Source organism: Pseudoalteromonas sp. Ld20 (genome assembly GCF_045064175.1).
Taxonomy (GTDB): Bacteria; Pseudomonadota; Gammaproteobacteria; order Enterobacterales; family Alteromonadaceae; genus Pseudoalteromonas; species Pseudoalteromonas neustonica.
The window spans coordinates 46,442-70,334 of the sequence record NZ_JBISHB010000027.1 but is presented as its reverse complement, the minus strand read 5'-3'; the positions used below and the strand labels follow the sequence as shown (position 1 = coordinate 70,334).

20 protein-coding genes are annotated in these 23,893 nt (G+C 40.8%); 12 read left to right on the top strand and 8 right to left on the bottom strand.

Translation table 11 applies throughout. The annotated features are described in order from the left end of the window. Window positions 1-17: 17 nt before the first annotated feature. Window positions 18-1,796 (bottom strand): DUF885 family protein, encoded by a 1,779-nt coding sequence (locus tag ACJJVX_RS04410; protein ID WP_054205294.1) that lies wholly within the window; start codon window positions 1,794-1,796, stop codon window positions 18-20. Window positions 1,797-2,151: 355 nt separating this feature from the next. On the opposite strand from ACJJVX_RS04410, the gene ACJJVX_RS04405 reads away from it, so the two are divergent. From ACJJVX_RS04405 to ACJJVX_RS04350, 12 genes are all read left to right on the top strand, one after another. Continuing rightward, window positions 2,152-3,138 carry a GGDEF domain-containing protein gene (locus ACJJVX_RS04405; protein WP_054205295.1) on the top strand — a complete coding sequence of 329 codons (987 nt, stop codon included), beginning with the start codon at window positions 2,152-2,154 and terminating at the stop codon, window positions 3,136-3,138. A gap of 103 nt (window positions 3,139-3,241) precedes the next feature. Beyond that, window positions 3,242-3,997, top strand: coding sequence for a bifunctional demethylmenaquinone methyltransferase/2-methoxy-6-polyprenyl-1,4-benzoquinol methylase UbiE (gene ubiE, locus ACJJVX_RS04400; protein WP_054205296.1), 756 nt, complete (start codon window positions 3,242-3,244; stop codon window positions 3,995-3,997). Window positions 3,998-4,035: 38 nt separating this feature from the next. Continuing rightward, window positions 4,036-4,641, top strand: coding sequence for an SCP2 domain-containing protein (locus ACJJVX_RS04395; protein WP_405630365.1), 606 nt, complete (start codon window positions 4,036-4,038; stop codon window positions 4,639-4,641). A gap of 17 nt (window positions 4,642-4,658) precedes the next feature. Further along, complete coding sequence (gene ubiB, locus ACJJVX_RS04390) at window positions 4,659-6,269, top strand: ubiquinone biosynthesis regulatory protein kinase UbiB (protein ID WP_169326636.1); 1,611 nt, start codon at window positions 4,659-4,661, stop codon at window positions 6,267-6,269. Window positions 6,270-6,349: 80 nt separating this feature from the next. Beyond that, window positions 6,350-6,589, top strand: coding sequence for a Sec-independent protein translocase subunit TatA (gene tatA / locus ACJJVX_RS04385; RefSeq protein WP_054205298.1), 240 nt, complete (start codon window positions 6,350-6,352; stop codon window positions 6,587-6,589). A 5-nt stretch (window positions 6,590-6,594) separates the two neighbouring features. Beyond that, window positions 6,595-6,927: a Sec-independent protein translocase protein TatB gene (gene tatB, locus ACJJVX_RS04380; protein WP_054205299.1), complete on the top strand. Its 333-nt coding sequence runs from the start codon at window positions 6,595-6,597 to the stop codon at window positions 6,925-6,927. A gap of 46 nt (window positions 6,928-6,973) precedes the next feature. After that, window positions 6,974-7,717: a twin-arginine translocase subunit TatC gene (gene tatC / locus ACJJVX_RS04375; RefSeq protein ID WP_405630361.1), complete on the top strand. Its 744-nt coding sequence runs from the start codon at window positions 6,974-6,976 to the stop codon at window positions 7,715-7,717. A 1-nt stretch (window position 7,718) separates the two neighbouring features. Beyond that, entirely contained in the window at window positions 7,719-8,222 is a 504-nt protein-coding gene (locus ACJJVX_RS04370) for a hypothetical protein (RefSeq protein ID WP_405630358.1), read from the top strand. After that, window positions 8,222-9,004: a TatD family hydrolase gene (locus ACJJVX_RS04365; RefSeq protein ID WP_054205302.1), complete on the top strand. Its 783-nt coding sequence runs from the start codon at window positions 8,222-8,224 to the stop codon at window positions 9,002-9,004. The genes ACJJVX_RS04370 and ACJJVX_RS04365 overlap by 1 nt, the downstream gene beginning before the upstream one ends. Before the next feature lie 2 nt (window positions 9,005-9,006). Next, window positions 9,007-10,863, top strand: a complete 1,857-nt coding sequence (locus tag ACJJVX_RS04360) for a diguanylate cyclase (RefSeq protein WP_054205303.1) — start codon at window positions 9,007-9,009, stop codon at window positions 10,861-10,863. A gap of 9 nt (window positions 10,864-10,872) precedes the next feature. Next, window positions 10,873-11,880 (top strand): porphobilinogen synthase, encoded by a 1,008-nt coding sequence (hemB, locus tag ACJJVX_RS04355; protein WP_054205304.1) that lies wholly within the window; start codon window positions 10,873-10,875, stop codon window positions 11,878-11,880. Window positions 11,881-12,008: 128 nt separating this feature from the next. Further along, window positions 12,009-14,747, top strand: coding sequence for an ExeM/NucH family extracellular endonuclease (locus ACJJVX_RS04350; RefSeq protein WP_054205305.1), 2,739 nt, complete (start codon window positions 12,009-12,011; stop codon window positions 14,745-14,747). 72 nt (window positions 14,748-14,819) lie between these two features. On the opposite strand, the gene ACJJVX_RS04345 is transcribed toward ACJJVX_RS04350, so the two are convergent. The 7 genes from ACJJVX_RS04345 to agaR all read right to left on the bottom strand — a co-directional run bounded on the left by ACJJVX_RS04345 (window position 14,820) and on the right by agaR (window position 23,681). Then, entirely contained in the window at window positions 14,820-15,245 is a 426-nt protein-coding gene (locus ACJJVX_RS04345) for a hypothetical protein (RefSeq protein ID WP_054205306.1), read from the bottom strand. 851 nt (window positions 15,246-16,096) lie between these two features. Then, window positions 16,097-18,181 carry an elongation factor G gene (fusA, locus tag ACJJVX_RS04340; protein WP_054205307.1) on the bottom strand — a complete coding sequence of 695 codons (2,085 nt, stop codon included), beginning with the start codon at window positions 18,179-18,181 and terminating at the stop codon, window positions 16,097-16,099. Window positions 18,182-18,337: 156 nt separating this feature from the next. Next, window positions 18,338-19,510 (bottom strand): N-acetylglucosamine-6-phosphate deacetylase, encoded by a 1,173-nt coding sequence (gene nagA / locus ACJJVX_RS04335; RefSeq protein WP_054205308.1) that lies wholly within the window; start codon window positions 19,508-19,510, stop codon window positions 18,338-18,340. Further along, window positions 19,507-20,436, bottom strand: a complete 930-nt coding sequence (locus tag ACJJVX_RS04330; protein WP_054454488.1) for an ROK family protein — start codon at window positions 20,434-20,436, stop codon at window positions 19,507-19,509. The genes nagA and ACJJVX_RS04330 overlap by 4 nt, the downstream gene beginning before the upstream one ends. Continuing rightward, window positions 20,429-21,565, bottom strand: a complete 1,137-nt coding sequence (locus tag ACJJVX_RS04325; RefSeq protein ID WP_405630352.1) for an SIS domain-containing protein — start codon at window positions 21,563-21,565, stop codon at window positions 20,429-20,431. Before ACJJVX_RS04325 ends, ACJJVX_RS04330 begins: the two co-directional genes overlap by 8 nt. A gap of 20 nt (window positions 21,566-21,585) precedes the next feature. Further along, window positions 21,586-22,866, bottom strand: coding sequence for a D-tagatose-bisphosphate aldolase, class II, non-catalytic subunit (locus ACJJVX_RS04320; protein WP_405630350.1), 1,281 nt, complete (start codon window positions 22,864-22,866; stop codon window positions 21,586-21,588). 44 nt (window positions 22,867-22,910) lie between these two features. After that, entirely contained in the window at window positions 22,911-23,681 is a 771-nt protein-coding gene (gene agaR / locus ACJJVX_RS04315) for a transcriptional repressor AgaR (protein ID WP_054205312.1), read from the bottom strand. Window positions 23,682-23,893: the final 212 nt, after the last annotated feature.

Here is a 23,893-nt window from a genome sequence, read left to right as displayed (position 1 = left end):
CCTACACTGAATAACGGTTAGCTTTTCTGTTTAGCTAATTCAGCTTGAATATACAAACGAATTTGTTCCTCAAGAACTGACAAAGGGACTGAACCATGGCGAAGTATTTGATGATGGAATTCACGAATATCAAAGTTCTGCCCTAGTGCTTGCTCTGTTTCTTGGCGTAAACGCTTAATGGTTAACTCACCGATTTTGTAAGATAACGCTTGCGCTGGCCATGATATATAACGGTCAGTTTCTGTTTTAACGTTATGTAACGACAGGGCCGTATTTTCACTCATAAAGTTCATTGCACGCTCACGGCTCCAGCCATACATATGCATACCCGTATCAACAACTAAACGTGCAGCACGCCACATTTCATACGTTAAACGGCCAAAGTTACTATATGGGTCTTGATAAAAACCAGCCTCAAGTCCTAAATATTCAGAGTATAAACCCCAGCCTTCACCAAATGCTGACAAGTAAGCGTCGCGGCGATAACTTGGTAAATACTCTAACTCTGCGTTGAGCGATATTTGTAAGTGATGGCCTGGCACTGCTTCGTGCAAAGTTAACGCCTCTAATACATACAAAGGACGTTTATCCAGCGCATAGGTGTTTACCCAATAAAAACCGGCTTGATCGTCACGGCTTGAACCAGAATAACGTCCGGTTGTATATTTTGGCGCAATACTCGCAGGTACTGGGGCTACACCGTAAGGCATACGCGGTAAGGTATGAAATAGTTTAGGTAATTGTGCATCCATTTTTTTAGCGATAAACGATGCTTCTTTTAATAACTCTTCAGGAGTTGTTGCGTAAAATTGTGGATCCGTACGTAAAAAGTGCACAAATTCGGCAAACGTGCCTTCAAAACCAACTTGCTTAATCACCTCATCCATTTCACCACGAATACGCGCAACTTCTTTTAAGCCAAGCTCATGGATTTCTTTTGGCGTCATATCTGTAGTGGTGTAATACTTGGCGCGATTAGCATAAAACGCCTCACCATTTGGTGTAGTTGAAATGCCTATTTCGCTACGCGCACCCGGTTGATACTCTTCATTAAAAAACGTTAAATACCCCTTGTAAGCGACAATCACCTGATCTTTAATTATTTTTTTGGCTTGTCGTTGTAAAACTGAAAACTCATTATCACTTAATCCGGCAGTGTTAGTTAAAAATGGCTTATAAAATTCCGATTGCGTTACATCGTCAACAATGTAGGCGTTAATTGAGTCTTGATACCCGATTAAGACGGCTTTCGGTTGTGTTAAACCAGCTTGCAAGCCTTTACGCATCCAGCCAATATTTTGCTCAAAAAAGCGGGGAACTTGCTGCAAACGTTTAAGGTAAAGCTGGTAGTCAGCAGCTGTCTTATAATCTGAGCGCGATACCATAAACGACAAACTCGAATGAAAACCATATTCAGATGTCAGTGGCATGTAGTGTGCATTAAACACATATTCATCGACACTGTTTTGCACTTGAGCGCGGATTATAGTGAGGTTTATTCGATTTTCTTCATTGAGTTTATCTTTATCTATCGCGTCTAATTGCGCTAATAGCTGAATATTTCCTTGGTATTTTTTTTCAAGAAACTCAGCTGATAAATTACTTAATAAGTAGCCATCTACTCCTGCGGGGTTACTGTACGGGCTAATACTTTTACGATAGTCAACAATCGCTTCAGCGGCATCCGTAAATTGTTGGTCGCTGTTTATATCGGTCATTTGACACGCACTCAACGAACACACAAGAGCTAGGCTCAATAATGAGTGATGGAAAATATTTGAGCGTGGTTTTTTCATAGTTTTAGAGCTCTGTGGCGTTAATAGTAAGGCTAAGCTAACCCAGTAAGACTAAAACAATCAAAAAAATGCGACTAAGAGGCTTTAAAACAAGGCTAAATTAACAGCAATTATTGCCTAGTACTTAATCAGTATTTTTTTACATTAGTGCTATTGTTGAGAAAATCAGCGATTGGAAAGCAAAAATGCAACTTTTGCTTCTAAATTGTGTTTTTTAGCTTTTAAATTCACTCGATACAGATTAATGTATTGAGGAAATAAATGCTAGGATAGCCCAGATGTCTCATGGATTGAGTTATTTAATTTAGCTGTTACGCGTATTTAGTTGGTATAAACAATGATGTTCCATGATTCCATGGCTATTGCTCAAGAAAAAATGACCAAGGTATGTATCTTTTTAGAACATCATAGTTTACCGCCGTCACCTCTAAATTATCAGGTAGTTTACACTTTCGTTAGCCAAGTCAATTCCGACCTAAGCACAACGATTGATCGCGCAATTGCCCAAGGGCAAATAATTGATTCTGTTTATATCGAACAACTTTATTTTGACTACATCGATCAGGCTCACAAAGCTGAAACCTCCATGGTTCGCAATGTCGATGGTGTTATTAATTCATTGTCGCGCTCAGCACACTCCACTGAAAAAGAAATAATTCGTTTTGCCAGCCAAGTGAGTGACTGCGTTCATTCACTTGATGAAAATAACGTTAAGCAAAGCCGCTTAGCATTAGAGACGCTAAGCAAACAGACTGCCCATTTACTCACACAGCATAAGCAATTTAAGCGAGAGCTTATCAAAGCTAAACGATTACAAGAAAGAACCCAGCAACAACTCCTACAATTACGTAAACAACACATCACTGATCACCAAACTGGTCTGTATAAGCGCCACTACTTAAACCAGCAAACACAATTATGGTTAGGTAAAAACAAATCAGTATGTGCAATCGCCATTCAAATTGATAATTTAGATCACTTTATTGATAACTACGGCGATATGATTGGTGAAGTTATTTTAAATAAAGTTGCTAAACAAATTCAAAAGTACGTATTTGAAAGCGGTTTACCCGGACGTACAGGTAAAGATGCATTTACCATTTTACTTGCTGATATTGACCCAGAAACAGCCAATGTTATAGCTGAAAAAGTCCGCAATGGAGTCGAGAAGTTACGCTTTGTAAGCTCAAAAAATGGTATTAAACTTCCACCAATTAGTTTATCCCTTGGTATTGCTAAGCATCACGACGAGAAAGATTTTAATAAATTAGCGCGCAAAGCATCGAATGCTGCATATAAAGCAAAATCTCTTGGTCAAAGCAGCTTTATCGCTGGTCAATAAACCATATAAAGTTGTTACCTGCGAACAATTTAACCATATTCAAATTGCACCTCACGGTCACAATCAAGTACACTAGTCTTTATTGCCACGATAGAGATTAATCATGAACGAGAATCCAGAAAAGACCGCGCATTTTGGCTATAAAACTGTTGCCGAAACCGAAAAAGCTTCCATGGTCGCCGATGTATTTCACTCCGTTGCGACTAAATATGACGTAATGAATGATCTTATGTCTTTTGGTATTCATCGTTTATGGAAACGCCAAACTATTGCCAGCTCTGGCGTACGTAAAGGTCATTATGTACTTGATTTAGCCGGCGGCACCGGTGATTTAACAGCTAAATTTAGCCAACTCGTTGGTGATACAGGCCAAGTGGTATTAGGTGACATTAACTCATCGATGCTCAAAGTAGGCCGTGAAAAACTGCACAACTTAGGTCTTGTAGGAAATATCGACTACGTGCAAATGAATGCTGAAGCACTGCCTTTCCCTGATAATAGCTTTGATTTAATTACTATCGCATTTGGTTTGCGTAATGTGACCGATCAAAATAAAGCGCTGCGCTCAATGTACCGCATTTTAAAGCCAGGTGGTCGGTTGTTGGTATTAGAGTTTTCTAAACCAGAACATGAGTTGCTCAATAAAGCCTATGATTTTTACTCATTCAACCTGCTACCAAAAATGGGTGAATTAGTTGCTAACGACGGCGAATCATACAAATATTTGGCTGAATCAATTCGCATGCATCCAGATCAAGAAACACTCAAAACCATGATGAATGATGCTGGCTTTGAACAAACAACGTATCAAAATCTAACTGGTGGCATTGTCGCGTTACATCGTGGTTTTAAATATTAAGCGCTAGCTTGGACACTGAAAAAGGTAAAGGTGCTGTTATGTTAACGAATTTTCTAGTCGCTGTAGTTGAGCGTATTTTAAATACAGCGCTAGTGCTTGATAGTACTTTAATAGTCAAGCTAAAACCTGTCACTCAACAGCGTTTATTAATTGATATACGTGACTGGCAACAACAATTTGTAGTGGTGTTCACCGGCCAAAATTTACATTTATACAATACCAAAGAAACACTGTATGACTGCATGATCAGCGCTAATATCGATACCTTAATGGCATTACAAAATCCAGCGATGTTGACGCAGCTGATCCGCCAGGACAAACTCGACCTCCAAGGTGATTTAAATATTGCTCAAGGCTACAGTAATGCTTTTGCTGCAATGGATATTGACTGGCCTGAACACCTTTCTCGTTATATTGGTGATGTCCCTGCACAACAAGTTTGGCAGCTTATTACGCAATTGAAAAGCCAAGGCGATAAAACACAGCTTAAGCTTAACAATACGATTACTCATTTATGCCAAGATGAGTTAGCGGTCACCATTCACCCGATAGAGCTTGAACAATTTAAACAACACACCCGCCAATTAAAAGGCCAAGTTGCTCAGCTTGAAATGCGTATAAACCAATTACTTCAATCTAACTAAATCTGTAAGGATTATTTGTGTCAGCTGCTCGGTTATATTACATCACCCAAACCCTACTCAACTATGGTTTAGATGAACTGATCCCTGCCAATAAAATACCTTGGTATGCTAAAGCTGGCCGCTCATGCTTGTTCTGGCTTAAAAACAAACACACAGATAAACCAGCTGGATTACGACTGCGCTTGGCGCTGCAACAGTTAGGCCCTGTATGGATTAAGTTTGGCCAAATGCTCTCTACGCGTCGCGATTTATTACCGCTCGATATAGCAATAGAGCTTGCGCACCTACAAGATCAAGTACTCCCTTTTGAAGGTGCATTAGCACAAAAGCTCATTGAAGAAGCATTAGAGATCAATGACATTAGTGAATGCTTTAGTGACTTTGAACAAACTCCTTTAGCCTCTGCATCTATTGCACAAGTTCACACAGCGACCTTAATCGATGAACATCAACAACCGCAAGATGTGGTGATAAAAGTAATTCGCCCAGATATAAAAGGCCAAATTGATGCCGACCTAGCCTTGATGGAGCAATTTGCTAAAGTCGTGGCTAAATTAGTAAATGAAGCAAAAAGATTACGCCCTGTAGAAGTGGTTAAAGAGTATAAAAAAACCTTACTCGATGAACTAGACTTAATGCGTGAAGGCGCTAATGCTATTCAATTAAAGCGTAACTTTGAAGGTTCAGATTCGCTTTATATCCCTTATGTTTACAGTGACTACAGTCGTGTTAATGTACTCGTAATGGAGCGTATTTACGGTATTCCAGTTTCGGATACTGACGCATTAGTTGCGCAAAACACCAATATGAAATTGCTAGCTGAACGAGGCGTGGAAGTGTTTTTCACCCAAGTATTCCGTGATAGCTTTTTTCATGCTGACATGCATCCAGGGAACGTGTTTGTATCATACGACACGCCTGAAAACCCCAAATTTATTGGGATCGACTGCGGGATTGTTGGCACCTTAAACAAAGAAGATAAACGTTACCTTGCAGAGAACTTTATTGCCTTTTTTAATCGTGACTACCGTCAAGTCGCCCAGCTGCATGTTGACTCAGGGTGGGTTCCAAAGGATACCAGCGTTGAAGAGTTTGAGTTTGCGATTCGTACAGTGTGCGAGCCGATTTTTAATAAGCCATTAGCTGAAATTTCATTTGGTCACGTTTTAGTCAACCTGTTTAATACAGCTCGTCGCTTTAATATGCAAGTTCAACCCCAATTAGTTCTACTGCAAAAAACCTTACTGTATGTTGAAGGATTAGGGCGTCAGTTATATCCACAATTAGATTTATGGAAAACAGCAAAACCCTTCTTAGAAGACTGGGTAAAGCAACAAGTCGGCCCTTGGTCGGTACTTAAGCAGGTATATGCAAATTTACCTTTTTGGGCAGAAAAAATGCCCGAATTGCCTGATTTAATTTACCATAATTTAAAGCAGCAACAGCAGTATCAAGTACAGACTCCAATCACTCAGCCGTCGCACAAGCCATTATTACTTGGTGTATTTGCGGGAGCTGCAATGATAGTGTCGGGACTATGCTATTTACAGCACGATATGATAGCAGCAAGTATTGCAGCAGTTTGCTCGCTAAGTGGCTTTATCCTCGCTTGGCGCAATGCGTCATAAACTAAGTGCTATTTAGTGCTCGGTGAGTATAATCAATACAATAACTTTAATTCACAGTATTTAATTAAGTGGAGAACATCATGGGTTTTGGCGGTATTAGTATTTGGCAATTACTGATTGTTTTGGCAATCATTGTGTTACTTTTTGGTACAAAAAAATTACGCGGAATTGGTGGTGATTTAGGGAATGCTGTAAAAGGGTTTAAAAAAGCAGTATCTGAAGAAGAACAACCTAAACCTACTGATAACATAGAACAAAGTAATAGTCCCATTCAAAATAAAGAGTCTATTGATAAAAGCAAAGAAGACCATAAGGCTTAATTAAAATGGGCATGTGGGAACTTGTTGTTGTTTTAATCGTTGGGCTCGTTGTACTGGGGCCTGAACGCTTGCCCGTTGCTATTCGCACAGTAAGTCGCTGGATAAAAACTATAAAATCATTAGCTAACTCAGTCAAAGCTGAAGTTAACGAAGAGCTTCGCGTACACGAACTGCATCAAAATTTAAAAAAAGCAGAGCAACAAAGTATGCAAGATTTAAGTCCTGCGCTCAAAAGTTCTGTTGATGAACTGCAAAAAGCGGCCGATTCTGTCACTCATAGTTATAAAAAAGAATCTTCAGATCAAAACAATAAAGTGAGTAACGATGAACAAAAGTGAATTATTTTTGTTGTCTTTGGTCTACTCATTGGTAGCGAGTTAAGTTATGGCTGAACAAACACAATCTGGCTTCGTGAGTCATTTAATTGAGTTACGAAATCGTCTAATGAAAGCTTTATTAACTATTTTATTATTTTTTATTGCTCTCGTTTACTTTGCCAATGATATTTATAGCTTTGTTGCTGCACCATTAGTTGCTCACTTACCAAGTACAGCAACAATGATCGCAACAGATGTAACGGCACCATTTTTTGCACCATTTAAATTAACTTTATTTGTTGCTTTATTTGCTTCTATACCACTGATATTACATCAAATCTGGGGGTTCATTGCACCAGGTTTGTATCAACATGAAAAACGTATGCTGATGCCTATTTTAGCATCAAGCATTATACTTTTTTATGGTGGTATCGCATTTTGTTATTTTATCGTATTGCCGATTATTCTTGGTTTTTTTACCAGTGCCGGTCCCGAAATGATGACACTTGCACCCGATATCAGCAGTTACTTGAGCTTTGCATTAAAGTTATTCTTTGCTTTTGGCGTCGCCTTTGAAATCCCAGTAGCTATTATGCTGCTATGCTGGAGTGGTGCGACAACCACGCAAAGTTTAAAAGAAAAACGACCGTATATTGTCGTTGGTGTATTTGTCGTTGCTATGTTTTTAACGCCACCTGACGTACTCTCGCAATCATTATTAGCGCTTCCGATGCTAGTATTATTTGAAATTGGTTTAATTTTAGCGACTTTTTACACCGCTAAACCTGAACAATATGAGTCTAAGGAATAAAATGAAAAAACAACTACTACCATTATTAGCTCTGTTAAGTGTCCCTATCGCTAATGCTAATGAAGTTAACCTACAAGCATTGCAAGCGTGTACTTTTGTTGAAAATGACTTTAATCGTTTACTTTGCTACGACAATATCATGGCTGGTAAACCATTGAGTAAACCAGTAACAACGTCACAATCGTTAAAAGACGCAGCACCCGCCTCAATAGTTGAGTCTAAAAATACGGCAAAAGCAAAAAATGAAGATTTTGGCTTAGAGCACAAAGAAGCGGCTAAAGACAATGATGATGAAATTACCGCAGTGATTAGCAGCATAGAAGAAGCGCCGTATGGTGAATTAATCATTAACTTGGAAAATGGCCAGCAATGGCGTCAAGTGGGCTCTGATAGCATACGCCTGAGGGCTAACGATACAGTCGAAATCACACGCGGTATGTTCAATTCATTCCTATTGAAAAAAGCAGGTTATAATCGTTCAATTCGCGTTAAACGAACAAATTAATGTCAACAATGCTTATTGATGCGGGTGTAAACCTCACAAATCACCAATTTGATGCTCAGCATGAAGCTATCATCACACGCGCGAAAGCGCATGATGTTGGCCAAATGCTGTTAATTGGATGCGATGTTAGCACCAGCCAACAAGCACTTACGTTAGCTCAAGATTATGATCTGCTTGCTACCGCGGGCGTTCACCCGCATGATGCTAAATCTGTCGATGAGCAGCTAGAGACTCAACTTCGTCATTTAGCAGCAAACTCGAAAGTCGTTGCTATTGGCGAGTGTGGTTTAGATTATAATCGTGATTTTTCACCTCGGGATGTTCAGCGTTCAGTTTTACATCGTCAATTAACGCTAGCAGAACAACTTGATTTACCTGTTTACCTACATGAACGTGATGCTAGCGAGGATATGCTCGCTATTTTAAAAATGTATTCTGTTCGTGGTGTACTCCATTGCTTTACCGGTGATCAGCAGGCATTAGAGCAATACTTAGCACTAGGCTTACACATAGGGATCACTGGTTGGGTATGTGATGAAAGAAGAGGCAAAGAGTTACAGCAGCTAGTGCCATTGATACCACTTGATAAATTATTAATTGAAACAGATGCACCTTTTCTTATACCGCGCACTATTACACCTAAACCCAAATCTCGACGTAATGAGCCCTGTTTTTTACCTTATATTTGCCAAACTATTGCGTCACTGAAAAACATTGAATTTACAGCCGTTGCAGAGCAAACTACACTTAATTTTCAACAATTGTTCAACCGCAAGGGCTAGCAATGAAGTGTGCTTGGTTGTTTTTTGGTGGTTTTACGCTGCTGTTAATATCAGTTGCTTCTCACGCTAAAGGCATCACTTTAGATAAACACTTTAAACACCTTCAAGACATTTCTTTTGCTTACACACAGCAGCCTCTCACGCCTGAGCAAGCTAAACTATTACCCGCTAAATCATGGCAACAACTTAATCAACAGAGCCTAAACCTTGGCATTGCTAATCACGCTGTTTGGATTAAGTTTATAATGACTAACGCTGAGAGTTATGAATTACCAGCTTTGCTCTCTATTGATAACCCATTACTTGATAAAGTAACTGTGTTTCATTATCACAAAGGTAGCACCCTATTATTTAAAGAAATTGGTGATGCACTGCCGCTGGATAATCGCCAAATTAAGAACGAATCTTTACTGGTTAAATTAAGCTTGCCACCATTAAGCAGCAGTGAAGTATTTCTTCGGGTTGAAACTAAAGGCGGTGTTCGCGTTCCAATTAGCGTATGGCAGCACGATGAATATCTAAAATATAAAAGTAAATTTAACCTGTTGTATGGGTTGTTAATTGGTTTTGTTCTATCTCTGGCTATTACATGTTTTGTATTATTTGGTTTTTCTCGAAAAAGCTATTTTGCCTTGAGTGGCTGTATATTAATTACTTTATGGTTGCAACTCGTTTACTTGTATGGCTTTGGTTATCGCTATTTTCACCCATCAATACCGAGCTTACAACAACTTGCTATTCCTTGCATGCTCATAATTACAACAGGTTTGTTCCAACCTTTATTTAATCGCATGCGCCAATCTAACAAGTCTCCTATACAGTCTCTGCAACGATGGAGCAATCACTTATTATTAAGCAGCCTACTGGTTATCTGGCTACTACCAACAAGTTTATTAGTAAGTTACACCCTAATAGCTAGCTCTTTAATCATGTTAATCCATTGCACCGCAATCGTATATGACGTAAAGCAAAGCCGCAGCCATCCAACTAGTGCCCTATTATGTGGTGCCATCTCATTTTTTGCCGCACTGGTTTATCTCAATATTGTGGTTTTTGGTTTGTTTGATTTTAATACCCGCGGCCTGCCCTTCATGTTTATCAGCTTTTTAGTGTGCGCTTTGAGTTTAAGCTTTGCGACCATTAAATACTTTTTAATTGAACGTGATGCACAAATTGCTTCTCAGCAAGCACGTATTGCCCAAAGCGAGGCGCAAGATGCCTTATTACAAGAGCGTATTGAGCTGCAAGAACAGGCTCATTTAGATCTTGAAGCAAACATAGAAGAACGTACTTTTGAATTACAAGTTACCCTGCGAGAGCTAGAAGAAAAAAACCGCGCATTAGAACAGATGAATATGGAAGATGCACTCACGCAAGTAAAAAACCGCCGCTACTTCGATAAAAAACTGGTCATGGATTTACGCCGCTCACGCAGAGAACAAACCCCACTGAGCGTGATAATGTTCGATATAGATCACTTTAAAAAAATCAATGACACATACGGACATTTAACCGGCGATCAGGCCATACAAGCCGTTGCACAAATAATCAAAAGCCATTTAAAGCGTCCGCTTGATGAAGTCGCCCGCTATGGTGGTGAAGAATTTGTTGTATTACTGCCAAACACACCTCTCGATGGTGCCCTTGAGATAGCGCAGAATATACGCCAAGCAATCATGGATGCTGCGATAAAAGTGGCAAGCACAGAGATAAAATTTACCATTAGTGCGGGGGTATACTGTGCCGTCGCTGAAGATATAAATAACCCGGGATTATTCACTGATTGTGCAGATAAAGCGCTTTATCACGCAAAACAAAGTGGCAGAAATCGCGTGGTTAGCTTTCCAATTTTAGACTAGGAGCAAACAATGGCCCAATCAGGTCTCGACCTTTTCCCTTATACACGCATGCGTAGAATGCGCCGTAGTGATTTTTCTCGTCGTCTTATGGCTGAAAATCAACTCAGCGTCAATGATTTAATTTACCCTGTCTTTGTGCTTGAGGGTGAGAACCGCCGCGAAGCAATTGAGTCAATGCCAGGCATTGAACGCCTATCTATCGATTTACTTCTAGACGAAGCAAAAGAGTTGGTTGAATTAGGCATTCCTGCTGTCGCCATTTTTCCCGTTACACCTGTAGACAAAAAATCATTGCTCGCAGAAGAAGCCTACAGCGATGATGGCCTTGCACAACGCACTGTACGCGCACTTAAAGCTGCGTTCCCTGAGCTTGGTGTGATCACCGATGTAGCGCTTGACCCATTCACTGTGCATGGCCAAGACGGCATCATTGATGATGAAGGCTATGTCATTAACGATGTCACAACTGAAATACTTGTTAAGCAAGCACTTTCACATGCAGAAGCTGGCGCCGATGTAGTTGCACCTTCAGACATGATGGATGGCCGTATTGCCGCTATTCGTGAAGCACTCGAAGCGGATGGCTTTATTCATACCCGTATTATGGCTTACTCTGCAAAATATGCGTCTAGCTACTACGGCCCATTTCGTGATGCAGTTGGCTCAGCAGGGAATTTAAAAGGAGCAGATAAAAAAACCTATCAAATGGACCCTGCAAATTCAGATGAAGCTATCCGTGAAGTTGCCCTTGATCTGCAAGAAGGCGCTGATATGGTCATGGTAAAACCTGGTATGCCGTATTTAGACATTGTGCGCCGCGTAAAAGATGAGTTTGGTGTGCCAACTTTTGCTTATCAAGTAAGTGGTGAGTACGCGATGCACAAAGCAGCGATTGATAACGGCTGGCTCGCTGAAGAGGCAACCATAATGGAATCATTACTGGCATTTAAACGTGCTGGTGCTGATGGTATTTTGACCTACTTCGCAAAACAAGCAGCCCAGTGGCTTAAAAAATAAGCTTTCCCTTTGAAAAGAGTGAGCCCTCGCTCTTTTCACTTTCATTTTATTAACATTTTGTATTTTATTTGTCATAAAAAATCCCTAAACTAGTTCCCCCAATTGGGATCCACACACACGGGAATAAAATGATAAATACAAAAATAACACCTCTGGCACTTGTTATTGCAAGTCTCAGTGCACCAGCATCCGCTAATCTAATCATTTCAGAATATGTTGAAGGTGGCTCTAACAATAAAGCTATTGAGCTTTATAACAACTCAGGCGCTGAATTATCTCTTAACGGCTATAACATCTCTCTTTATTCAAATGGGAACGGCGATCTAACCAGTCCAAATAATACACTTGACCTATCTGGTAGTTTAGCTGCAAATAGCACCTATGTAATTGTTAACGCAGGCTCTGTAGACGAACTTAAAGCGAAAGCTGATATTGAAGCAACTGTTACCTATTTTAATGGTGATGATGCTTTAATACTTACTAAAGATGGCACTATCGTTGATAGTTTTGGTCAACTAGGCGTTGATCCTGGCCAAGAGTGGTCTGCCGGCGGTGTTGCCACTAAAGATAAATCACTGCGTCGCAATCTCAGTATTACAATAGGCCGTACAGATGCCACGGCAGAATTTGATCCAAGTGCACAATGGGTGCAGTTTGATAAAGATGACTTTTCAGGCATTGGTTTTCATGGCGAAAGCACAGAACCAACACCAGACCCTGATCCAGAACCGGTTACTCCATTAGAGTGCGGCGCTGCTAAAACTACGATTAACGCCATTCAAGGTGCCAGTGATGAAAGCCCATTGATCAATACCATCGTTGAGCTTGAAGGTATTGTAACGGCGGATCTACAGGCCGACGATCAACTCAATGGCTTTTTTATCACCTCGCTTGATGCTGATATTGACAACAACCCACTGACCTCTGAAGGTGTATTTATTTACGCTAATACTACTGACGTTAATGTGGGTGATCACGTTCGTGTTAAGGGCAGTGTCGCTGAATACTTCAACGCAACACAAATTGGCGACGTTAGCCAAATTAAAGTCTGTGCAGCAGACTTAACATCTACAGCAACAAAAATATCTTTACCTGTTGCTGATACGAATGATTTTGAAGCCTTTGAAGGTATGTTGGTCACATTAGAGCAACCTTTAGTGGTCACCAATAACTATGCGCTAGGTCGTTTCGGTGAAGTTGAACTCGCCACGGAACGTCTATATCAGGGTACGCAAGTTGCCTTACCTGGTGATGCAGCCAATGCCCACGAAGCTGAGAACCTTAAAAAACAAATTTTAGTCGATGACGGCTCAACGAAGCAAAACCGCGATCCAATCGCTTACCCGGGTGTTGGGCTTGATGCTTATAATACGTTACGTTTAGGTGACTCTGTTAATACGATTACCGGAGTATTGGGCTACAGCTTTAATCGCTACCGTCTTCACCCAACGATTGCACCAACATTTATTGCTACCAACCCTCGCCCAGATGCACCTGCATTAAACGAGCAAGCCGACTTACGTATTGCCAGCTTCAACGTACTTAATTACTTTAATGGTGATGGTCAAGGCGGTGGTTTTCCAACAAGTCGCGGTGCAGATAACGAAGCAGAATTTGTTCGCCAACAAGCAAAATTAGTCAGTGCAATTACAGCGCTTAAAGCCGATGTTATTGGTTTAATGGAAATTGAAAACGATGGTTTTGGTGAATTTAGCGCCATTGCCAGCCTAGTTAAAGCACTCAATGATGAAGATGCTGAAAACCAATACGCTTTTGTTGATTTTGCTGTAAATCAAATTGGTACAGATCAAATCACTACCGCATTAATTTACCGCGCTAATAAAGTAGAAGAAGTAGGCACTGCGGCCATAACAACGCAAACACCATTTGATTACAGTAACCGTGCGCCTATTGCGCAAAGCTTTAAATCACTTAGTACCGAAGAAGTATTTACAGTTGCTGTCGCCCATTTAAAATCAAAAGGCGGCTGTCGTAGCGCAGAAGGTAACAACGCTGATTTAGGTGATGGTCAAGCTTGCTGGAATGAAATTCGCGTTGCGGGTGCAAATGCTTATGCTGACTGGTTAAACAGTAAACCTACCGGTATCGATGATGAAGATATTATCCTTGTCGGTGATATGAACGCATATGCAATGGAAGATCCAATTCGCGCATTTGCTGATAAAGGGTATAAGAATGTTGTCGCCGAACTTAATGGCAACACTTTTAGTTACTCTTATAGCTTCTCAGGACGATTAGGTAGCTTAGATCACGCTGTAGCAAGCCCAACCCTGCTTGCAAAAGTAGTCGCTGCGACAGATTGGCATATCAATGCTGATGAGCCTATTAGCTTAGATTACAACCTCGAATCAAAATCAGACACACAGCAAGCAAGCTTATACGCAGACAACGCATACCGTGCATCAGATCATGATCCTGTCATTATCGATATAAAATCTGAGCCACCAGTTGAGCCAATCCCAGAACCACAAGCGCCTGTTTTAGCGCCTGAACAAACCTTTAGCATTGCAGAGAATAGTGCGGTAGGTGCCGTAATAGGCACGCTTAATTTTAGTGATGCAGATGAAGCATACACACCTGTAGTTAGCTTTGTTGTATCAGGTAATGATGCCGTTACAATTGATGCACAAGGTCAGCTTATTCTCGCTACAGAACTGGATTACGACCTTGAACGTAAAATTACCTTAATGGTACAAGCTCAAGATAGTGCCGGGAATTTATCAGCAGCACAGTTGGTATTTATTAATATAGATAAAGTGGATGAAAAGAAGAGTAACTCTGGCTCATTAGGTTGGTTAAGTTTGCTCGCTTTACCATTATTAGCAAGAAGGCGTATTAAAAAGTAACTTACTAAATCTACATAACGAAATAGACCGCTAAAAAGCGGTCTATTTAATCTCAAGAATCATCATCTTTACTTAAGCATTACAGCGTTGATTGCTTTCTTTTTTACTGCAAGCCAAACTACGCGCATACAAATCCAGAATGCCCTTCATTTGCTCTTCATTAAATTGCCAATTGTAGAAAGACTCAACCTTTCCAGATGCCAACTGAACTTTAAACTCAGTAATAATGCTATGTCGCTTAAAAGTAATGGCTGTTATTTCATCCGCATTAATATATTGCCGACCTAAAATACCAGAATAATAAATACCCGCTTTGTAGCAATGCAAAAATCGTAATTTCATTACATTAAACAAAGTAAGCACAAGAAAAGTGGGAATAATTACCATAGTAACTATTTTCAAATCCATTACAGCTACAACACTGTATGTTGTAACGAGGGCAAAAATAATTTTAATTGCTTGCAACATCCAGTTCGGACTTAATTTTACTATATTCATATTAAGGCTCTTTTGTTTGCACCCTCTTCTGAGGAAGGTTTCCTTTTTTATTAATAGTTAAAAACTATAAATCAGAAGAGAATTTTACCCTTATAGAAACAGGTACACAAGAGCATTTACACTACCTTTTACCTAGACCTAAAGTATTTATTCTAAGCCGTTAATAAGCCACAAGTTAATTAATTATTTTTTTTAAAAAGAGAGTCTCTAAAAATGAACTAGCTCAATCCTTTTAGTTGAACAAATTAAAAACTATTAGGGCGTGTTGACCTTTCGTGATTGATTTTGCAGCTGTATGTTTGGTTTTTAGGCAAGGCAGAGCCTATGTAGTGTGGTTATTCCCCATTAATAGGCGATAACGCAGCATAAATGCCAAACATGCGCTGCCCTCCGGGTTCTTTCTAGGGACAATTAACTCTTTGTTGCTCGGTTTTTACTTAGCCCACTAGGTTACAAACCTCGCGCCGCGATTAAATTCCCCCTAGATTGAACAAATTTCAATCCACAAAGGTCAACACGCCCTAAACTAAAGTTCCAATAATCAACAAGTGAAGAAAAACAAATCAAGAAAAAGAGTTTCTCAAAAAAAAGTTGTACCAATCGTGTTAAGTTAATGGCCATTTATAGCGAAAGATAAATACAGTGATAACAAGGCAGAAATTTTGACATGGTGTTATTCTCGGCCATTGCTCCTGCATTGCTCTACCTCCTGCATCCATGCAGTCGTACATGAAAAACTTATAACGCTGTTAGCGCTTTATTTAGCCCGCTAGAATGGTTAAATATTTTTAGTGTTAGGCAATAAAAAACCCGCAACAAGTGCGGGTTTTTTCAAAGATTTAAAAGGCTAATTACTTAGCAGCTTTTTTCTCTTTTTCTGCAGCGATTACTGTATCAGCTACGCTTTGTGGGCACGGTGCATAGTGTGAGAACTCCATAGAGAACTGACCACGACCTGATGTCATTGTACGTAGTGTACCGATGTAACCGAACATTTCTGATAACGGAACATCAGCTTTAATACGGATACCAGTTAAACCAGCTTCTTGGTCTTTCATCATACCACGACGACGGTTAAGGTCACCGATTACGTCACCAACGTGATCTTCTGGTGTGAACACGTCAACTTTCATGATTGGCTCAAGAAGTTGTGCGCCCGCTTTAGGGATCGATTGACGGAAAGCGCCTTTAGCAGCGATTTCGAACGCGATTGCAGATGAATCCACGGCATGGAAACCACCGTCGAAAAGTTCAACTTCAACGTCAAGTACTGGGAAGCCAGCTAGAACACCTTCGTTCATCATTGACTTAAAGCCTTTCTCAACTGCAGGCCAGAATTCTTTAGGTACGTTACCACCAACAACTGATGATTTAAACGTGAAGCCTGAAGCAATTTCACCTGGCTTGATGCGGTAGTCGATTTTACCGAACTGACCAGAACCACCAGATTGTTTCTTATGCGTGTAGCTATCTTCGATTTCACGAGTGATAGTTTCACGGTAAGCAACCTGTGGTTGACCAACGATAAGGTCTACGCCGTAAGTACGCTTAAGGATATCAACTTTGATATCTAAGTGAAGCTCACCCATACCTTTAAGGATAGTTTCGCCTGAATCTTCATCAGTCTCAACTTGGAAAGATGGATCTTCTGCAACCATTTTACCGATAGCAACACCCATTTTCTCATTACCGCCTTTATCTTTAGGCTGTACAGCAATCGAGATTACTGGAGTTGGGAATACCATTGGCTCAAGTGTTACTGGGTGCTTAGGATCACATAAAGTGTGACCAGTTTGCACGTTTTTCATGCCTACGATAGCAATGATGTCACCAGCTTGTGCGCTAGTTAATTCGTTACGGTCATCTGCTTGCATCTCAACCATACGGCCAACACGCTCAGTTTTACCAGTAAACGCGTTAAGGATAGTGTCACCCTTATTTAGTTTACCAGAGTAGATACGTACGAATGTTAATGCACCAAAACGGTCATCCATGATTTTGAATGCTAACGCTTTGAATGGTTCATCAGTAGATACTACTGCGAACTCGCCATTTTCATTACCTTCTTCATCCATAAGAGGTTGAGGATCAACTTCTGTAGGACACGGTAAGTAATCAACAACAGCGTCAAGAATTAGTTGCATACCTTTGTTCTTGAAAGCAGAACCACAGTATGTAGGGAAGAAAGCAAGGTCACGAGTACCTTTACGGATACAACGCTTGATATCTTCAAGAGAAGGCGCTTCACCTTCCATGTATGCTTCAAGAAGTTCGTCGTCTTGCTCTAAAGCAGTTTCAACAAGCATTTCATAGTATTCGTCAGTTTTCTCTACCATGTCTGCTGGAACGTCTGTGATCTCGTAGTTCTCTGGAAGACCAGTGTCATCCCAAACGTATGCTTTTTTAGTTAGAACATCTACAACACCAACAAACTCATCTTCGATACCGATTGGTAACGTCATGATTAGTGGGTTTGCACCAAGTACTTTACGTACTTGCTCAGTTACACGGTAAAAATCAGCACCCATACGGTCTAATTTATTTACGAAAATAACACGTGCAACTTCTGATTCGTTAGCATAACGCCAGTTAGTTTCTGATTGTGGCTCAACACCACCAGAACCACAGAATACACCGATGCCGCCATCAAGTACTTTTAGTGAACGGTATACTTCAACTGTGAAGTCAACGTGTCCAGGAGTATCGATAACGTTAAAACGGTGATCTTTCCAGAAACAGCTTACAGCCGCAGACTGGATAGTAATACCGCGCTCAGCTTCTTGTTCCATGAAGTCAGTTGTTGATTCACCATCATGAACCTCACCAGTTTTATGGATTTGACCAGTAAGCTTTAGGATACGCTCAGTAGTCGTGGTCTTACCCGCATCAACGTGCGCGAAAATACCAATGTTTCTGTACTTCGATAAATCTGCCATTATTTTACTCTTAATAAAGTCGAAAAATTATTCGGCGGGAGTATAGCATTACTTATAGCGAACATCACCATACATGTCGCTTAAAATGCAATCAATTTTATAATATTTCACTTTCTATGGGTTTTGAAGCCAATAGCTACACTAAAGCCGTGCTTTTTAGCCGTTTTGAGCATCCCTAAAAAAGCATTGGCGACCTTTCACATAGGTAGCTTGAATACTGAAATCATTTTTTAAAACAGCAAAGTCAGCCTGTTTACCACTCGCTAAAGAACCAACTTGGCTTTCAATATTAAGAAATTGTGCAGGGACAATACTGGCCATATTTATCGCTTCACGTAGTTCAACGCTGCCTAATAGGTGCATATTTTTAACAGCGCGTTCCAGCGTTAGCGTACTACCAGCCAAAGAGCCCGATGCCGTTCTCGCCACGCCATCGTGAACAAAAACATCCATTTTACCTAATTTATATTGTCCATCAATTAAACCACCTGCATTAATACAATCACTGATCAACGCGATTTTTTGCGGGCCTTTGAGTCTATAAATTAACTTTAAAATAGTAGGATGAAGATGCACACCATCAGCAATAACCTCCACCAGCGCATTGTCATCCATTAATACCGCCCCCGCGCAACCTGGATCGCGATGGTGAATGCCGCGCATGCCGTTAAATACATGCACACCACCACATGCACCATGCCCAAGCGCCTGCTGCGTTTGTTCATAAGTGGCATCACAATGACCTAACATCACTCTAACACCTTGTGCTGTAAGGTATTGGATCAGCGTATTGGCACCGGGTTTTTCAGGTGCTAATGCCACCACCTTTAAGCTACCGTTGGCCGCCTTAATCATCGCTTCTAAATGCGGCTGCGATAATTCTAAAAAATAATCTTGGTTATGCGCACCTTTATGTATTTCACTAAAAAACAAGCCTTCGCTATACCCCCCCAAAACCTGTGCACCACTAGGTTGCTGCGTATATGCTTGGCCAATTATAGCCATCGCATTAAGGGTTTGTTGCCAGTCAGTCGTTACCGTTGTCGCTAAAAACCCCGTCACTCCATGCTCTGCAAGTGAGCATGAAATTGTTTCAATGCTACTCATTTTACAATCAATGACATCGCAGCCCTCGCGACCATGAATGTGTAAATCAATTAAACCGGGAATAATCGCAGCATCACCGTAATCATGAATTGGCACATCCGCTTTGGGGCTTTCTGTAAAGTCACTAATACGACCATTATCAATTAACATTAGGTGGTCTTTCAGTACGGTCTCTTGGCAATATATAGTCTCTGCCTTAACGTAAAAGACTGGCTCAGTCATGATAATACTCCAACTTGCGCTTTAGCTAAAATTGCAGCGCCACGGGCACCGCTAGCATCACCAAACTCAGCTAACACAATTTTTGGCACGCGAATATCAGCAAAAACATACGGTACTATTGCCTCTTCTAAGTTACTTACTAGCTCGTTAACTAATGACATACCACCACCGATCACAATTACCTCAGGGTCATACGCCATAATGATTGCCGCAAAGGTACTCCCCATTAAATCCAAGTAACATGCAAAGCTCTGCTGACAAAATACATCGCCTTTTCGTAAGCCTTCCACAATTTCAAAGGTGGTGAGTTCTTTTCCTGAAAAGTGCCGATGGATTCGCGCTAACCCGGGGCCAGCGATATAACTTTCAACACATCCTGTTAAACCACAGCCACATTTTAAAATAGGCAACTGGTATTTTTGTTGTAGCACTGCTGAAAGTGAATAATGCCCATATTCGCCAGCAATACCTTGCGCACTTTTGTACAGCTCACCATCAATGCATAACCCGCCACCGGCCCCAGTACCAATAATTGCACCAAACACACGAGTATGTTGTAAACCAATCGTGCTTTTTGCTTCAGAAAGTGCAAAACAGCGGCAATCATTTTCAATGGCGACTGGCCGGTTTATTAATTTTGCTAAATCTTGCGCTGCATTTTGACCTGTTGCATGAGGAACATTCGCGGATAAAACCTCTTGGTTCGCATTAATAATACCTGGCATGCCAATACCTACTGCACCACAGCACTGATATTTATGATCTGCACTTGAAATCATTTCCACTAACGCAGTTAAAAAATCTTGGTAACTCGTTTGCGGTGTTGCAATACGCCGTGACCCTAGTTGTTTTAATGAAGCGTCAAATACCGCAAGTTCAATTTTACTGCCGCCAATATCAATGCCATAAATATACTGCTTAGTCATTAATATCACCTTGTGAGAATGGATAAATAGTCACCCCTTGCACCACTCGGTTTACCTCACCGGTTGGACATGGGTTATCTACCGTAATACCTAGTTGCCACGCTTTATAGAAGGATATTATTTGTGCGCACACCATATAATACAGGCCATTAAATACATCATCTAACTGCTCAGCTGAAGCCTCACTTGGTAAGGCTAACGTATGTACTGCAATCGCTTGATTATCGCCTTGCAGCTCATTTAGAAGGTCAGTATCATATTGTTTTGTATAGTTATTATTTGAACCAAATAAGACGATTAACGTTTTATCATCAACTAATGATTTTGGCCCATGGCGAAAACCAAGCGGGGATTCAAAATACCCCATTACTTGGCCTGCACTTAACTCTAATAGCTTTAACGCCGACTCTTGCGCATACCCTTTTAATGACCCAGCCCCTAAATACACCAGCCGATGCATTGGCAACTCAGCCAACTCTTTTAATTGAGTTAACTTGCTCGGAATATTTTTATCAATACTGTCAGCCATCGTTAAAACGGCATTATCCACATCGCTAAATACCGCTAAGCTTGCCACCAGCATCGACGTAAAACTACTGGTCATTGCAAAGCTTTGGTCAAGTGTTTGTGTTGGCATCAATAACGAGAAATAGTGCTCATCCTGCGCCGCTTGCTTATTCAGTGCGCCATCAGGGTTACAGGTAATAAATAAATGAGCACAGTGTTTTACATAGTTATTCACTACACCAACAGCAGCAACACTTTCAGGGCTATTACCTGAGCGTGCAAAAGAGACCAATAACGTTGGCCTATTTTTTTGTAAATACTGCTGCGGGCAAGCCACTAGCTCGGTGCTACTAATACTGAGACATGGAATATCTAACTGTTGGTTTAAGTAACCAACAACCGCCTCGCCAACATACGCAGAGGTACCGGCCCCAGTAAAAACTATTTGCGCATTAGGCTTATCCAACACATTTGCAAGCCAAGCATCTAATTGCTTGCGTACAGCACTTACCAAGCTGAGTGTTTCTCGCCAGCAGCCACTTTGCTGCATAATTTCTTTTGCTGTCCATGCACTATTTCTAGCTTCTAAAAGCGTTTCATCAATTGCTAAATAACTCGACATTGCTACCTCACTTACGTCTATTATTGTTTAAAGCACGCATCTGCGTAGCGACTGGTTACTTGCATTATGTGATGAAGTACCAAAGATTTAGGGTTGTTCTGAAGTGTTTTATTACGTACAGCTAGATACTGTAACGGCATATACTGGCTTAGTAGTGGCAAGGGGATCGGCTGTTTTTGTAAGTTACTAAATAGCGTTTCAACCGCATTTTTATTGCCTTGCTGGCCCCAATAATAACGAATACGATCACTAAAGCTAAAGCGGCGATATAGCTGCTGCAGTGATTGTTCGACTTGATAAAAACGCTGCCAGTTTTTTGGAAACTGCTGCATATCGGCATCAACTACAGTGCGTAAATGCGAGCACTGTTCAGTACCTATGAGCGCATCTTCAATATGGCTTAATGCAAATAAAGCTTCACGTAGTGCAAATGTAAGCTCAGGGCCTACTTTTAAAATCGCGAAATGGTCATTCACTAGCTGCTGATATGCCACCGGCGTTTGGTAATCCGTTGAATGCGCCTCAAAGGCAATACCTTCAACGGTTGTTATGTACTGTTTTAGTTGCTGTGCTTTACTGCTGTCGTAATCAAATACTTGGGTATTATCAAATTCAACCCCCGGCTGTACAACTAATCCCACTACACGCTGCCATGCAGATGATAAACCGAGCTGTAAAAATGCATCGTGATGCAGCGCTAAGGTACTTGCAACATGGGCAGTTTGCGTAACAGCGAGCGTGTCAATATGCTCATCTGCTCCACCTGGTGGGGGGACTTCAGTGCCTATCACGTACACCAAATCACTGTGACCAAATGTATCAACGGCTGTTTTTTCAGCCACAGCACACAACTGCGCCGCACGTATTGCCACCGTTTCATCTGCTAAAATTGCGTCGTCATCAGCGCAGCGCATACTGGTATCTAGGTGGATTTTTTTGAACCCTGCCGCCACATAACCAGCAATTAACTGATCAGCCTTTTGCATCGCTGATCCAGCATCCTCGTCACACCAACACACTGGGCCTAAATGATCTCCACCTAGGATCAGTTTATCGACCGCAAACCCCTGCTCAGTCGCTAGCTGCTCAACAAATGCTATAAAATCAGTAGGCAACATGCCGGTATAACCGCCAAATTGATTAACCTGATTAGCAGTCGCTTCTATTAGTAGGTAACTGCTGTCTTGCTTGGCTTGCAATATGGCGGCTTCAAGCACCAATGGATGCGCCGAACACACGGCATAAATACCTTGTTTTTCACCCCGTTTATTCGCTGCGATTAATTGCTGTAATATCGTCATTGCAAGCCTCTATGTTGGTTAATCTTTTGTAGTTATGACTAAAGTCAAAGGTCAATTATGTGTAGCTGTACACCCGCATTCTCGATGGCCGTTTTAATCTCAGCTGGAATGCCACTGTCTGTTATCAATACATTTACTTCACTGGCGGCTATAATTTTATGCACGCCTTTACGGTTAAATTTACTGGAATCGGTAACAACAATGATCTCTCGCGATACTTCGCACATCACTCTGTTTAATAAGGCTTCCAATTCAAAATGCGTCGTGATCCCCACATCTTTTTCAAAACCATCAACACCTAAAATCAACTTATCAAAGTGGTACTGCTGCAAATGCTGCTCAGCTTGGCGGCCATAAAATGACAATGATTTTTTACGTAGCGTGCCGCCAGTCATTAATACTTCAACGGATGGTGCATTCAACAGCGAATGTGCGACATTCAACCCGTTAGTCATCACCACGACACCATGGTGATTGGTTAAATTTTTAGCGACCTCTTCCGTTGTGGTCCCTGAATCTAAAATGATCGATTCACCATCTTTAATTAAGCTTGCAGCAAATTTGCCTAGCCGCTCTTTAATTCCGCGATTTGCGTCATGCTTCTCTTTTAATGACAACTCTTGCGTAAGGCGATTACTCATTACAGCACCACCGCGAGAGCGCACCAACAAACCTTTTTCATCCAATTCATTTAAATCATTTCGAATAGTAACCGTCGATACGCCAAACAGCTGAGCAAGCTCAGGAACCTGTACGCGTTCTTGCTTGCAAACTAATTGCACAATTTCATGACGTCTTTCGATAGTGTTAAGCATGCCCGCTCTCTTTCATTATTTACTTTCATTCATTGTACTCAGCTTTCACTTACTTTCAATTTAATTTATTTACATTTTTTATTTATTAACAATAAATAACACCAAACAATTGAATTAAAACAATTTAAATGCAAATTAAAATTACACACCGCTAAAAGTGAAAGCAAATGAAAGATTTTTATCTTGCTTTGATGTTTTCTTGGGTGTACAAA

Coding starts and splice junctions, on each gene's coding strand:
- ACJJVX_RS04410 (WP_054205294.1), bottom strand. CDS start 1,796: ATGAAAAAACCACGCTCAAATATTTTCCATCACTCATTATTGAGCCTA.
- ACJJVX_RS04405 (WP_054205295.1), top strand. CDS start 2,152: ATGGCTATTGCTCAAGAAAAAATGACCAAGGTATGTATCTTTTTAGAA.
- ubiE (WP_054205296.1), top strand. CDS start 3,242: ATGAACGAGAATCCAGAAAAGACCGCGCATTTTGGCTATAAAACTGTT.
- ACJJVX_RS04395 (WP_405630365.1), top strand. CDS start 4,036: ATGTTAACGAATTTTCTAGTCGCTGTAGTTGAGCGTATTTTAAATACA.
- tatA (WP_054205298.1), top strand. CDS start 6,350: ATGGGTTTTGGCGGTATTAGTATTTGGCAATTACTGATTGTTTTGGCA.
- tatB (WP_054205299.1), top strand. CDS start 6,595: ATGGGCATGTGGGAACTTGTTGTTGTTTTAATCGTTGGGCTCGTTGTA.
- tatC (WP_405630361.1), top strand. CDS start 6,974: ATGGCTGAACAAACACAATCTGGCTTCGTGAGTCATTTAATTGAGTTA.
- ACJJVX_RS04370 (WP_405630358.1), top strand. CDS start 7,719: ATGAAAAAACAACTACTACCATTATTAGCTCTGTTAAGTGTCCCTATC.
- ACJJVX_RS04365 (WP_054205302.1), top strand. CDS start 8,222: ATGTCAACAATGCTTATTGATGCGGGTGTAAACCTCACAAATCACCAA.
- ACJJVX_RS04360 (WP_054205303.1), top strand. CDS start 9,007: ATGAAGTGTGCTTGGTTGTTTTTTGGTGGTTTTACGCTGCTGTTAATA.
- hemB (WP_054205304.1), top strand. CDS start 10,873: ATGGCCCAATCAGGTCTCGACCTTTTCCCTTATACACGCATGCGTAGA.
- ACJJVX_RS04350 (WP_054205305.1), top strand. CDS start 12,009: ATGATAAATACAAAAATAACACCTCTGGCACTTGTTATTGCAAGTCTC.
- ACJJVX_RS04345 (WP_054205306.1), bottom strand. CDS start 15,245: ATGAATATAGTAAAATTAAGTCCGAACTGGATGTTGCAAGCAATTAAA.
- fusA (WP_054205307.1), bottom strand. CDS start 18,181: ATGGCAGATTTATCGAAGTACAGAAACATTGGTATTTTCGCGCACGTT.
- nagA (WP_054205308.1), bottom strand. CDS start 19,510: ATGACTGAGCCAGTCTTTTACGTTAAGGCAGAGACTATATATTGCCAA.
- ACJJVX_RS04330 (WP_054454488.1), bottom strand. CDS start 20,436: ATGACTAAGCAGTATATTTATGGCATTGATATTGGCGGCAGTAAAATT.
- ACJJVX_RS04325 (WP_405630352.1), bottom strand. CDS start 21,565: ATGTCGAGTTATTTAGCAATTGATGAAACGCTTTTAGAAGCTAGAAAT.
- ACJJVX_RS04320 (WP_405630350.1), bottom strand. CDS start 22,866: ATGACGATATTACAGCAATTAATCGCAGCGAATAAACGGGGTGAAAAA.
- agaR (WP_054205312.1), bottom strand. CDS start 23,681: ATGCTTAACACTATCGAAAGACGTCATGAAATTGTGCAATTAGTTTGC.